Below are 13,144 nucleotides of genomic sequence, written 5' to 3' on the forward strand. Positions count from 1 at the left end.
CAGAAGATAAGAGCACCATTCCCAAAATTAGCTTTGCATGTACCACATAATACTTTTTCATTTTCCTCTTCCTTCCTAACACTCTCTATTTATGATTCTATCAGTCATTCTTTATGTTCTATCATAAAACAAATTCGGAAAGAGTGTATGAAACGATGTGGAATCCAACCGCCAGCTTGCAGTGCTACTCCAGAAAATTTCATTGATGGCGAAAGAATCCATGCACAGTTATTCCTTCTACATACATTTTATAAAAGAATCTCCAACAAGAGGTTATTTTTTCAATCTTTAACCAATGCCATGAATATCATGCTCTCAATATTCTTGCCCTCTCACATGGCTCGTTTTTCCTACTTTTTCAAAGGGTTTTCTATTTCATTTGTAAAATATAAGTTTTTAAAGATTTTTTACCATATTCTTCCTTTTGCAACCTATTCATTGCAATTATATCCTCTTTCTCCCATAGAATCAAGATAGTAATGCAACGTATTCATTGCAAATTTTTCTGTAATATGTATATAAGTAAGGGAGAAAATAAAATGGACCAAAAATTAAAACAGGACATATCAATCGGCATTACCATCCGGGAACTTCGGATAGAACGCCATATGACTCAAGAACAGGTAGCAACAAAACTACAACTTCTGAATTTAGATATCACTCGCAGCGTATATTCACAAATTGAGAACGGTACATATAATATTCGAATTTCTATCTTAGCAGGCTTGGCACAAGTCTTTCAAGTGGACTACAATTGCTTTTTTCGTGATGTTCACCTCTCCATTTCTTAGATTTTTTAAAATTGAAAATATCTATTGCATTACTAATAGTGTAAATTACAAAAAAGTACTGGACATCTCCAAGCCCAGTACTCTTTTGCATTATGCTCTTAATTCTCTTCTTTCAACATTGCTATAACTTCTTCCAAACTCTTACCTGAGTTCTGAACCAATCTATAAAGTTCATCCTTTTGCTGTTCTTCAATCTTTATTTTCAAATCTTTTCTCTTCAGACGTAAATTTTTTAATGAACTCTCTGTAGCCTCAATCTCCTTGTCAACCAAAGCTAACTGTTCTTCCAAAGTAATTTTTTCCATTTTCTTTCTTCCTCTTGGCATAATTATGTCCTCCTATATGATTATATTTTTCATTCTAACACTTTTCTTCTAATAATACCACAACTTCTTCATTACACTCTTTATCCCTATACCCCTTACTAGATTCATATAATTATGCTTCCTTAAAAACACTTTACAGCCTAAGTCGTTTTTGCCTCCCTTTTAATAATTTCAGAAAAATAAATTCTTTGCATTTCTAATGAACCATATTCCTCCCAATCAAAGTACTCTGCATCTTGATCTGTTAACCTCTCTCCACTTGCAACAATCTTCAATCTGCGTATTATTTCTTTGACGGAAGGAAATAATACCTTGCTGTCATTTGTGTAAAACAAATACATATATCCTCTTGATGTAGTAAGATTTTGCGTACTTCCAATGATAATTGCTTTAAATCCTGCATCATTTACTACGGAAATCTCTGCTGTTTTTAACTTTTGATTCCAGATAATATCTAAACATTTAAATACTGGCTCTCTTTTTAAACTGCTATATCCATTCTTTATCTTTACTGCAAGCTCTCTATACCCCATACCATTCTCCTTAAAAAGGCATTGACTATTCCATAAAATAATCAATGCCTTTCTGATTTTTACCTATTGTTCCTTTCTTTACCTATGCAATCATATCCAAAAATTCTACTTCTGAAAGAATTTTTATTCCCAATGACTGTGCTTTTGCTAGTTTACTTCCAGCCTTTTCACCGCAAATTAGATAATCTGTATTCTTACTGACTGAACTTCCCGGTTTTCCACCAAGTTCCCATATCTTTGTATTGATTCCATCACGAGTATAGGTCATAAGTTTACCTGTAACAACAATCGTACAGCCTTGAAACGGATTATCAACCGTTACTAACTTGTTTTCTTCTGTTTCACTCTCCATAGGTCTAAAGCTCATTTCCATTTGCAAATCCCTCCACAAGCTCAAATTCTCTTCATTTGCAAACCACGTGTGAATATTTCGGTTTAAAACATCTCCGAAATCTTCTATCTTTGAAAAATCAAAGTTTCCTGTAGCCGCTTTCTCAAAGCTGTCCAAATTTCCTTCAAAAATTTCACACAACACTCTGCTCTTTGTCGTACCTACCATTGGGATGTCCATTGCGGTCACATAATGGATAAAATCTGTGTTTCTGCTCTCATTGATTGCTGCCCAAAGCCTCTCATAAGACTTTTCCCCATATCCATCCAAAGCAACAATTTCTTTTCGATACCTGTCTAAATGGTAAATGTCCTGGAATGAAGTAAGCCATCCACATTCCAAAAAACGCCGCAAATTGGATTCGGAAATCCCAGATATATCCATTGCCTTTTTCGCTACAAAGTGAACATACTTCTTTAATATCTGGCTATCGCATTCCGGATTGTCACAATATAGCGTCTCCAAAGTATTTCCTTTATTCGTTTTCCCTTTCCGTATTCTTGTATTACTGCCACAACAAGGGCATTGAAGCGGATAAGTGTCATAATAAAAACCTCTATCAAGATTATCCTCTATATGTGGAATAATCATATTCCGCTTTGAAACCAGAATACGGCATCCAGGAACCAATTCCAAATTCTTAATGAAAGACAAGTTATGGAGTGATGCCCTTGAAACATCCGCACCGTCAATCTCTACAGAATCAAATACAGCAACCGGCGCTAAATCACCAGATCGTGAAGGTGTCCATTCTATTTCTTGTAGTGTTGTTTCATAAGTTTCATCCTCAAACTTGTAGGCAAGTCCATCCTTATAATGGTGTCCAGTTTTTCCACATTTAGAAGAATAGCTGAGATTGTCATAAATAAGAACCAAACCATCTATGGGAATTTCCTTTTCACTTGCAATAGTTTTCAACTTCTCAATCTGCTCTTTAAGTTCCTTCTCACTGTGTTTTCCTGCTTCCATATATACATAAGGACACGTATCAAATCCCAAGACTCCAAGTTGCATTAACTTAAACTCCCTACTATCAACACCGGTTCCTTCATCCATCCCCTCTAACACATTAAAGGGAATAAAATGAACATGTCGTCCTTTACACACTTCTGGATTCAGATTACGGACAGAACCGGAAGCCAAATTGCGGGCATTTTTATAAGGTTCTCCATTTCCATCTCGGATTGTATCTTTTAACTGGCGAAAATCGTCCTTATAGATAAATGCCTCGCCAGTCGTAACAAGCCTTTCCCTATAACTGATAGAAAGCGGAACATTTTCAAATGCAGGGATATTGTGGGTAATATCCTCCCCAACATTTCCATCACCGCGAGTAGATGCCTGTACCAGCCTACCCTCTTCATAGACAAGCTTAACAGTCAGTCCATCCAGTTTCAACATCAGTAAGGTATCCTGATTTTCCATAAAATCAGCCAACTCCCTAATCTGTTTTGTTTTTTCAAGCGAAAGTAACGCTCTTGTATGCCTTACTTTCGCTAATTCACTGACTGGGTAATAACCGACACTCTTCGTTGGCGAATTAGAGAAGATAATTCCTGATTTTTTTTCCAGTTCTTCCAAACGGTCAAATAGACGGTCATATTCCTTATCAGTCATCTTTGGGGAATCCTTATTATAATATGCATCCCGCTGTTCATTCAATGTCTGAACTAATGTTTTAATTTCCTGCAACATGTTACCCACAGCTCCTTTCTACTACTTTGATTGTTTAAGCGAAACTATGTCCTACTTTCTGACACAACTTTTGTTAAAACAAAAAAAGACACTGATTATTCCATAAAAATAATCAATGCCTTTCTGTACTCAAAACACGATAGCAGACTTCATCTGCAAAAATCATGGTTCTAATCACTCTGCTTAGAACAAAAGTTTTATAATTCCTTCTATATCTCGGAATTATAAATGTGTGTCATACTTATTTTATATGTAGAACCTATAACTGTCAATAGAATACTTTGAGCATTAAATTTGCCCAATACTACCAAAATATTTTCTAACTATACTCATGTTTTAATCTTTTATATTCGCTTTTCGCACGTAAATAACTATAATAATTCCAAATATTTGCTGTAATTGGTATATCTTTCAAATATACAAATTTACTCATTACATGTATCTTATGAACAACACACCAACGATAAATATCTCTCATATATAATTTCTCACCTGCTTCTATCCGATTGCTTAAATACCAAAATTTAGAGATATCTTCATCTCTTTTAAATATGATGTAAAACTTTACATTATAATACTCCACAACTGCATACTGCATACACATCTCTCCTCTTCCTGTGTTTCCTGTATCAAATAATATCTTTTTTCACGCACAATCAACATTATACACATATATATCCACTAGTACATTTTTTTGCCAGCACGTGCACAATGCCCGCCTGTATATACAACTGCTCTGTTTTCTCATCCATTTCTGCTTTATCCCCTGTCAGAACTGCACGGACAACGCCTGCATCTTCCTCGTTTAAAAATGATTGATAGCGTCCGCACCAGAATTTCTTTATTTTATCAAGCAACGCCGGATAAGAATTTCCTTTACCGACAATGGTATAACCATCCGGCCGCATGATATAAGCAATGCCTTTTGAACGATAATAAGACGCCCCGTCAAATTGTCCCGGATTGGATGCTCTTTCAGGTTTTTCCAGTATACCGCGCACTTCAATATCATCGCCGACTGCCACCGGTGCATCTTTTTCCATATAAAGAAGCAGCTTCTTTTTTCGGCCGTTGATATCTGCATCCGACAATGTGACTGCCAGTGTTTTCTCCTTCGCTTCACTTTGGCAGATCATTCCCCTTGTATGTATGAACTGATTTTCCATAGATGCATCTTTGACATCTGTCATTGCATGATCAAATATGACAAAACCCGACACGAAAAAAACAGGCAGCAACCAAAACAGCCGTTTTTCTTTCCAGGGCTGTCTGATTCTGCCTGTTATCCATACAAAAAGCACAATTCCTGCCGTGCCGTAAAAGAGCTTCTGATCACCGGCAGCCCAAATAACTCCCAGTGTATATGCGACCCCAACCCACATAAGAGGTCTCGACATATGTCATTCTCCTTTATTGTACAACCAAATCCGGTTTTGCTGTCATTTCATTCATCAAAACGACACCATCCGGTTCTTCCTCTATTAACTTGCCATCCACCGTTATCCGGACACGCTGTATATCACCCAATTCGGTCAGCGAATTGACAATACCATAGACATTCAATCTGAAATCCTGTCCGTCTATTTTGTTCAGGAATTCTTTACTGAAATCCAACTGACACAAACCATCATTCACACTGACACTCTTCAGCAGCGTATCCTGGGATACAACAGGTTTGTATTTATCTGACGGATAGCCCTGCATTAAAGTTCTAACGACCACTTCTGCCATAGATTCCGTCTCCGGATAGTGAATTGTCTGGTAGATTCTCACCAGGCCACTGCCGTCTTTTGCTGCAAAATACAAACAAAATCTGGCCTCCTTCACATGCCCCTGACTGCCGCTTACCTCCGAAACATAATCCGAGTTCTTCATACGCAGTGTATTGCCATTCGAATCTGTCAGCCAGCTGCCGTCAACATTGAAAGAAACATAATCAATAATACCGCCAAACTGCGTCATCGTCTTGACAATTGCTGTCCGTACAAGCATCTCCGATGTTCTGGACAACTGTTCATATTCCTGTGAAAAATAGAGTGTCAATGTTCGGCTGTCCTTGTCGTATTGATATTGCTGCACTTTGACAGATGAAGCAATAACCGCTTTATAATTCTTATCATCCGGTGACACGGCAAGCGCTTCCATACACTCACTGATAATCCCGTCCTCCGTTGTTGAACTGAGTTGATAAGCAAATGCTTTGATCTTTGTCTCATCATTGTTAATATAATAAATATTGTAACCTGTTCCTGTATCCGCATCATCTTTCTCACTCTGACTTACCGAAAGATGTCGATATTCTGACACCCGCCGCTGACAAGAATCATTATCATCAGCAGGAGTGCCGCCATACAGCGCCAACTTCTTCTCATCTTATCTCTCCTTACTGCTTGATATACGTCAACGGTATTCTCACTGAAAATGTCGTGCCTTCATCCTCTTTGCTGGCTACCTTGATCGCACCGTGGTGCATCTGGATAATATTCTTCGTGATTGACAATCCGAGTCCCGTTCCCCCGGTTTCTCTGGAACGCGCCTTATCCACTCTGTAAAAGCGTTCAAAAATCTTGTCCTGGTATTCCTCCGGTATACCGATGCCCGAATCATCAACCGTAACATAGAAAAACTTATGATCAGCATCCAGCGTCACCTGTACCCAGCCACCTGCCACATTATATTTAATAGCATTCTCAACAAGATTGGATAATGCCAGTGTCAGCTTAACCTCGTCACATTCCGCCGTTACCGGCCTGTAGCTTTCAAGCACCAGTTCAATATTTCGCTTGGATGCAATCGGTTTCAGCCGTTTCAAAATAGACTCAAGCAGATCATTGATCGCCACGGATGCAATATTCAGATCCGCCTCTGTCTTGTCCATCTTCACTAATGACAGCAAGTCATTAATAATGATGTTCTCACGATCAATCTCTTCTCCGATATCCTGCATAAATTCGCGGTACAATTCTACCGGTGCATCCGTCTGCATGTTCAGAGAATCCGCCAGCACCTTCATTGAAGTCAATGGCGTCTTCAATTCATGTGACACATTGGAAACAAATTCCTGTCTGGAGCTCTCAAGTTCCTGCAGTCGATGCAGCATCGTATTAAAGGCTTCTGAAATCTGTTCCACTTCCGAAAAGCCCGTCAGATTCACTTCCTCATCAAAGAAACCATCCGAAATCCTGTTAATGGAGTTCGCCATATCTTTGAACGGTTTTGTAAAGCTTCTGGCCATCACCAGAGACATGAAAACAAGTACCAGTCCAATGCCGATGACCACAAATGTGATTGCCTGGGTAATGGTGTCATAAGTGTCCGTCAAATCCTTACAGGACATATAAAAGAGGATCATTCCCCGGATCTCGCTCTTATCATCCTCATTGTCATCTCTGATCACATAGGTCAGCCAGATTTCATCCGATGCCTTGTCATAATAAGACTGCTCATTGTTCTGGAGCGCCTGTACAACGGCTTCAGACACCAGTTTCTTGCCCGACAGCATACCGTAAGTATCCATCCTCACATCAAAATCTGCATTTGTCACAATAATACGGCCGTCATAAAGACCGGAAAACTGCCGAATCTCTCCATCAATCACATCTGAATTGCCACCTTCCAGATAATCAGTCTGCAGCATCTCTTCTGCAATCTGAGCACCGTAATTGCGAACAAGATCCACACGATTGGCCCGGATGTGATTCATCATATAATTAATATAAAAACTCTGTAAAAATATAATCGGAATGATCGCCAGTGCGATCATCGCAAACAGGAGCTTAACATGCATGCTCCTGAAAACTGTTCTGAACTTTTTCTTACTTCTGGAAGAAATAACCAACACCCCATTTTGTATGTATATATTTAGGCTCGCTCGGGCTGGCCTCGATCTTCTCTCTCAAACGTCTGACATGAACATCGACGGTTCTGACATCTCCCGGATAATCATACCCCCACACCAGATTCAAAAGATTCTCTCTGTTGAAAACCTTGTTCGGATTCGTGATCAGAAGTTCCAGCAGGTCAAATTCCTTGGCCGTCAGATTCACTTCCCGATCGCCAATAAAGACTCTTCTGCTGTCCAGGTCAATGCGCATCTCTCCGGAAACAATGGTACGCTCTGCAGGCTGTTCCTGCTTTCTTCCCTTTGTACGACGGATGATCGCCTTGATACGTGCCTTGATCTCCAGAATATTAAAAGGTTTTGTCACATAATCATCCGCGCCGTATTCCAATCCCAGAATCTTGTCCATATCATCACCTTTGGCTGTCAGCATGATAATGGGCACATCCGATTTCTCCCTGATCATCTGGCAAACTTCAAATCCGTTCAATTCCGGAAGCATCACATCCAGCAGAATAATGTCATAATCATTCTGCATGGCCAATTCATAAGCCTCCTTGCCGTCATAAGCGGCCGTTACTTCCATTCCATCTTGCTCAAGACTGAATTTGATACCCTTGACAATCAGTTTCTCATCATCCACAACCAAAACCTTATTCGTCATATCTTACACCTCAATTTACACAAATCAGCGACTGAATCTGTCCGAAAACACCCTCTTTAATTCCCGGGACCTTTCTCAGATCTTCTATAGAAGAAAAATTGCCGTTGTTTTCACGATAGGCAACAATGGCGTTTGCCTTCGCCTGACCGATTCCCGGCAGTGTCTGAAGCTGCTCTGCAGTCGCTGTATTAATATTCACAAGTCCATTGGACACTTCATCTTCTGTATACTCTGGATCAGCTGCTGTCTCTCCTTCCGCCGGCACATAAATGCGCTGGCCGTCTGTCAGCTGATCTGCCAGATTCAATTGCTGCAGATCAGCATCATCCGCTGCGCCGCCGGCCGCTTCAATCGCCTCATAAAGCCGCGTACCCGCCGCCAATGAATAAACATCCGGCTGTCTGACATGACCGCAGATATAAACATATATCATCTCCGGTTCTGCACATGCACTTTCTGTCTCAGCCTTATCTGTATTCTTCTCCGGCGTCATGTCCAGGCACTCTGTCTCCGATGCCGTCTCCTCTGCTGTCTGCCACTGAATATCCGACGTCCTTTTCCCATCATAGAGAAAAAGACTCCCCGCCGCTGCAATAAATAGAATCGTCAGCAGCATTTTAAGGTTCTTCAGTCTTTCCATATCTCTCCTTCCCCGGAGAGAACAGATATACAAAAGTCACACATTTAATTTTACAAAATAACCTGTGCGATTACAAGCATTTTGCAAATTTATTTTGGTTTTATTTTCAAATCAGCGACCGACATCTCCACAGCTTTATTTCCATTTCACGATCATGATGCCAATGATAGACAGCCCCAGTCCCAGGACTTTTGACCACTGAAAATTTGCTTTATCCACTCCAAAAAGACCAAAGAGTTCAATCAGATACGCCGCCGCTATCTGTGAAACCACAATGAGCTGCGCCGCTCTTGCCGGCCCCAGCTGATCCATACTGACAATCACTGTCAAGGTGATAAACGCGCCGATTACACCGCCAAGAAGCATATACTTCGGGCTGACATCCATCAATGCCGTCACACTGCTTCTGTCCCTGATGAGCCAGGCTGTAATACAGACAATCAACGCTGACAGCTGTACCCATCCTGTACTGACCCACAAACTTGTCTGTTTCGTCACTTCGGTATTCAAAACTCCCTGAATACTCATTAATACCCCGGATATCAGTGCCACAATCCATCCAACCATACCAACAACCGCCTTTTCTGATTATTCAATCTGCCGATGCGGGCGTTTGCTCACACCTGTTGATATAGTATAGAACATTCAGGCCATTTTATGCATGTTTGAAATCACCGCGATCCACAACAAGATGATAACCCACCGATGCCATACGATTCTCCATACAACCTCTGCATTCCGCTGCCTCATCCCCAGTGCAAATCTTGTTGTCATACAGTTCATACTGTTTACGGTTCGCCACCGGCGAAAGATTCGGCATCACCACATTGCATCCCGCCAGCATTCCCTGTTCACGTCCTGTAGCTTTTATAGTGCCCAAAGCCGTTGTTGCAGGCAGAAGTACATTCGGAAACATGACTCTGAGAACGGAAAGAAGATAAATCGTCAGATCATAGCTGCCTTTCTCTTCATGGGCAAACGGCGTTTCATGATGCGGCAGAAACGGTCCGATACCGATCATCTCCGGCTGCAGATCATGCAGGAAAATCAAATCTTCTGCCAGGCATTCAAATGTCTGCCCCGGCGCCCCCACCATAAAACCTGCACCTACCTGATAGCCCAGCTCCTTGAGTGTATAAAGACATTCCTTGCGATTGGCCAGGGACATTTCTTCCGGATGCAATTTTCGGTAATGTGCCTCATTGGCTGTCTCATGACGAAGCAGATATCTGTCTGCCCCGGCTTCTTTTAATCGCTGATAACTTTCCCGAGAACGCTCACCGACGGACAAGGTAATGGCGCAATCCGGATAGTCTGTTCTGATGTTGTGGACAATATCTTCCATTCTGTCATCATTAAACCACGGATCCTCGCCACCCTGAAGGACAAAGGTTCTGTACCCCAGGCGATAACCGCTCTCACAACAGGATAAAATCTCCTCCTTCGTCAGCCTGTATCGCTCAAGGTGTCGATTGTCCCTTCTGATGCCACAATAATAACAATTATTCCTGCAGTAATTTGTAAACTCGATCAATCCACGGATATAAACATCATGTCCGTAATACTTCTCCCGAAGGCGTACCGCCTCTTTTCGAAGTATTTCTCTATCCTCTGCATCTGTGTTCGCCAACAATTCGACAAACTCCTCTTTCGACAAAATTCTATTCTGGATTAACTTTTCAACTAACTTCATATCTAAAACCTCATTTTAAATCAAAATTTGCTTTTCCTACAAGTATACCATGAAAAATACGAAATAACCAGACGAGGGACATGTATACATGAAGGATATGAACACGCAATCGTTCCTTGAAGTTTTTCAAAATCCAAGAATCTATCAGATTGCTGCCCTGTCATATTGACTATTTAATAAACCGGCGTATACTGAATTTTGTAGAAATAAACAGGGAGGATTTACAATGTCACTTTTAACATCTGCTGTCTCCATGACAAAGGCAATGGTTCAGATCGATAGTACCGATCCAGGTACTTATGAAAAAGCCATGGCCGACTGGATTGAGCAGCAATTATCTGATTTATCTAATGTTTTAATTACCCGGGAGAATGTTTTGCCGGGACGTCCGAATCTGATGGCGGAAATTCCCGGGCCCAAGCATCTTCCGGCCCTGGTTATGATCTGCCATATGGATACCGTTGTCATCGGAGACGGATGGACGCTGCCGCCTTTTGAAGCCATTGAAAAGGACGGGAAAATCTATGGCCGGGGCGCCTGCGATATGAAATCCGGTCTGGCCTGCTGCCTGTCCGCTTTTATCATGGCAGCCAGAACACTCCATGCCTCCGGTCAGGCTCCAAAAAGGACACTCAAACTCATCTGTTCTATGGATGAGGAAGACTTTATGCGCGGTTCTGAAGCCTGCATAAGGTCCGGCTGGGTCACTTCCAAAGACTGGGTCATCGATGCAGAGCCGACAAACGGACAGATCCAGATGGCGCACAAAGGCCGTACATGGTACGAAATTGATGTGGAGGGTCATACTGCCCACGCCAGCACCCCATGGAAAGGGGCTGACGCCATCGCTGCCATGGCTGAAATTATCAGCGCACTTCGCCAGGACATTCTTAATGCCCCTTCCCATCCGGATATGGGCATTTCAACCGTCACGTTCGGTCAGATCACCGGTGGTTATCGTCCTTATGTTGTACCGGACCAATGTAAACTGTGGATCGATATGCGTCTTGTACCGCCTCTGAACACAGCAAAAACAACCGAATTTGTACAAAACGCCATCCATCTGGCTGAGGAAAAAGTCCCGGGTGTCAAAGCCGCTTACACTATCACCGGTGACCGTCCGCCCATCGAAATGGACCCGGATTCTCCGCTTCTGACAGAATTAAAAAAAGCCTGCCATCATGTGACAGGCCATCAACCGGAAGTCAGCTGCTTCACCGGCTATACAGATACCGCAGTAATTGCAGGACAGCTTGATAATCAAAACTGTATGTCCTACGGTCCCGGCTGCCTTGAAGCTGCCCATCAGCCGGACGAATGGGTAGTGATTGATGATATTATCCGCTGTGAGAAGGTCTATCATCAGCTTATTTCTTCTAATATACTGTAAAATATTGTAGAGTAGGTTAGAGGGCTTTGCCCTCTTTCCCCTCATCAAACCGTGCATGAGGTTTTATCCAACTGACTCGCTATCGCTATTTTGCAAACCAGGCTGTCAACTGATGTTTCTCATCAAAAGTCACGAGACTGCCCTCATCCAGATGGCGATCATAAAGCATCCGATCCGATACTCTTACAATCTGTCGTTCGCCATTCTCATCTTCCAGCCAGACGCTATCCATGGCTTCTTCGCCATCCGGTCTGCCCTCGCAGCCATAATCTGCTTCATCAATTCGAACAATTTTATAACGCTTCATTTCTGTCACCTCTTAATGTTTTTTACACATTATTCATCTCTTATGTGTCTGCCCTCCTGGCTTCTTCTCTCTACTTTTTTGTAAAACAAAATACAGACTTCATTCCTTCTTATTTTGCATTCTTATGAAATATGCTGATGCAGATATTTCTCTTTTGTAGCCAGTCCTCCCCTTATGTGCCGTTCTGCCTTATTGACATCCAGCACTTTTCTGGTTTCTGATGCCAGAGACGGATTAATCTCTTCCAGCCTCTCTGTAATATCCTTATGTACGGTTGACTTTGAAATACCAAAACACCTGGCCGTCTGTCGTACCGTTGACTTTGTTTTGATTATGTAATAAGCCAGTTCCACTGCCCGCTCCTCGATATAATCTTTCACGAAAATCCTCCGAAGAAGCTATTTTTACAGTGTATGTCTAATCACAGGACAAAAGACCAGTGATTGAAAGTTCGATATACTTAAATTCAAAAGGTATTGACACTTGTGACATGCTCCCACCACTTAAATCACAGATTTTGAAGTGGGGGCTTCTTGCTCAATGGCTCTACTGAGCCAAGTATCTACAAGCTATCCTCGCGTGCCCCGCGATTCATTTTTCCCCAGTTATGGGATATTTTCATTGTCTGGATACAGACACTTCCCATTTATCCTGCTAACAACATGCGGCGTGCTTCTTCACGTATATTGATTGCCGCATTCAGATCCCGATCTATCCGATTTCCACATCTACAAAGGTATACTCTGTCCGAAAGTTTCAGTTCTTTCTTTACACTGCCACATTTACAGCATTTTTTACTGGAAGGAAAAAAACGGTCTACACGTACCAATTTCTTGCCTCTCCATGTCAGCTTATATTCCAGCAATTCCCGAA

Annotated in this window: 17 protein-coding genes; 3 read left to right on the forward strand and 14 right to left on the reverse strand. The window is 41.7% G+C overall.

Going from position 1 to position 13,144, the window contains the following annotated elements:
• Both WMO25_RS07480 and WMO25_RS07485 read left to right on the forward strand, forming a co-directional pair.
• A partial coding sequence (locus tag WMO25_RS07480) for a hypothetical protein (protein WP_349084796.1) occupies positions 1 to 477 on the forward strand: 477 nt, incomplete at its 5' end.
• A 62-nt stretch (positions 478 to 539) separates the two neighbouring features.
• The gene (locus WMO25_RS07485; protein WP_117500882.1) at positions 540 to 791 is read left to right on the forward strand and encodes a helix-turn-helix domain-containing protein; all 252 of its coding nucleotides are present in this window, start codon (positions 540 to 542) and stop codon (positions 789 to 791) included.
• Between the two features lie 98 nt (positions 792 to 889).
• On the opposite strand, the gene WMO25_RS07490 is transcribed toward WMO25_RS07485, so the two are convergent.
• From WMO25_RS07490 to hydE, 11 genes are all read right to left on the reverse strand, one after another.
• Positions 890 to 1,117: a hypothetical protein gene (locus tag WMO25_RS07490; protein WP_117500881.1), complete on the reverse strand. Its 228-nt coding sequence runs from the start codon at positions 1,115 to 1,117 to the stop codon at positions 890 to 892.
• 140 nt (positions 1,118 to 1,257) lie between these two features.
• The gene (locus WMO25_RS07495; RefSeq protein ID WP_117500880.1) at positions 1,258 to 1,650 is read right to left on the reverse strand and encodes a hypothetical protein; all 393 of its coding nucleotides are present in this window, start codon (positions 1,648 to 1,650) and stop codon (positions 1,258 to 1,260) included.
• Between the two features lie 82 nt (positions 1,651 to 1,732).
• Positions 1,733 to 3,736, reverse strand: coding sequence for an NAD-dependent DNA ligase LigA (gene ligA / locus WMO25_RS07500; protein WP_117500879.1), 2,004 nt, complete (start codon positions 3,734 to 3,736; stop codon positions 1,733 to 1,735).
• A 319-nt stretch (positions 3,737 to 4,055) separates the two neighbouring features.
• Positions 4,056 to 4,334 carry a hypothetical protein gene (locus WMO25_RS07505; RefSeq protein WP_055303570.1) on the reverse strand — a complete coding sequence of 93 codons (279 nt, stop codon included), beginning with the start codon at positions 4,332 to 4,334 and terminating at the stop codon, positions 4,056 to 4,058.
• A gap of 64 nt (positions 4,335 to 4,398) precedes the next feature.
• Positions 4,399 to 5,133 carry a ComEC/Rec2 family competence protein gene (locus tag WMO25_RS07510; protein WP_349084799.1) on the reverse strand — a complete coding sequence of 245 codons (735 nt, stop codon included), beginning with the start codon at positions 5,131 to 5,133 and terminating at the stop codon, positions 4,399 to 4,401.
• Between the two features lie 13 nt (positions 5,134 to 5,146).
• Positions 5,147 to 6,043: a GerMN domain-containing protein gene (locus WMO25_RS07515; protein ID WP_349084801.1), complete on the reverse strand. Its 897-nt coding sequence runs from the start codon at positions 6,041 to 6,043 to the stop codon at positions 5,147 to 5,149.
• A 76-nt stretch (positions 6,044 to 6,119) separates the two neighbouring features.
• Entirely contained in the window at positions 6,120 to 7,523 is a 1,404-nt protein-coding gene (locus WMO25_RS07520; RefSeq protein WP_117527409.1) for a sensor histidine kinase, read from the reverse strand.
• Positions 7,524 to 7,551: 28 nt separating this feature from the next.
• On the reverse strand, positions 7,552 to 8,241 hold the full coding sequence (locus WMO25_RS07525) for a response regulator transcription factor (protein WP_117539008.1): 690 nt from the start codon (positions 8,239 to 8,241) through the stop codon (positions 7,552 to 7,554).
• A 10-nt stretch (positions 8,242 to 8,251) separates the two neighbouring features.
• Positions 8,252 to 8,881, reverse strand: coding sequence for a ComEA family DNA-binding protein (locus WMO25_RS07530; RefSeq protein ID WP_349084803.1), 630 nt, complete (start codon positions 8,879 to 8,881; stop codon positions 8,252 to 8,254).
• Between the two features lie 135 nt (positions 8,882 to 9,016).
• On the reverse strand, positions 9,017 to 9,448 hold the full coding sequence (locus WMO25_RS07535; protein ID WP_015514610.1) for a DMT family transporter: 432 nt from the start codon (positions 9,446 to 9,448) through the stop codon (positions 9,017 to 9,019).
• 88 nt (positions 9,449 to 9,536) lie between these two features.
• Complete coding sequence (gene hydE, locus WMO25_RS07540) at positions 9,537 to 10,574, reverse strand: [FeFe] hydrogenase H-cluster radical SAM maturase HydE (RefSeq protein ID WP_349084804.1); 1,038 nt, start codon at positions 10,572 to 10,574, stop codon at positions 9,537 to 9,539.
• 226 nt (positions 10,575 to 10,800) lie between these two features.
• On the opposite strand from hydE, the gene WMO25_RS07545 reads away from it, so the two are divergent.
• The gene (locus tag WMO25_RS07545; RefSeq protein ID WP_349084806.1) at positions 10,801 to 11,964 is read left to right on the forward strand and encodes a M20 family metallopeptidase; all 1,164 of its coding nucleotides are present in this window, start codon (positions 10,801 to 10,803) and stop codon (positions 11,962 to 11,964) included.
• 85 nt (positions 11,965 to 12,049) lie between these two features.
• Here the strand turns inward: WMO25_RS07545 and WMO25_RS07550 are convergent, their stop codons facing one another.
• The 3 genes from WMO25_RS07550 to WMO25_RS07560 all read right to left on the reverse strand — a co-directional run.
• Positions 12,050 to 12,271, reverse strand: coding sequence for a hypothetical protein (locus WMO25_RS07550; RefSeq protein WP_015514613.1), 222 nt, complete (start codon positions 12,269 to 12,271; stop codon positions 12,050 to 12,052).
• Positions 12,272 to 12,393: 122 nt separating this feature from the next.
• Positions 12,394 to 12,651, reverse strand: coding sequence for a sporulation transcriptional regulator SpoIIID (gene spoIIID, locus WMO25_RS07555; protein ID WP_253060017.1), 258 nt, complete (start codon positions 12,649 to 12,651; stop codon positions 12,394 to 12,396).
• A gap of 266 nt (positions 12,652 to 12,917) precedes the next feature.
• A partial coding sequence (locus tag WMO25_RS07560; RefSeq protein WP_349084807.1) for a zinc ribbon domain-containing protein occupies positions 12,918 to 13,144 on the reverse strand: 227 nt, incomplete at its 5' end.

Source organism: Coprococcus intestinihominis (assembly GCF_040096555.1).
GTDB lineage: Bacteria > Bacillota > Clostridia > Lachnospirales > Lachnospiraceae > Coprococcus_A > Coprococcus_A intestinihominis.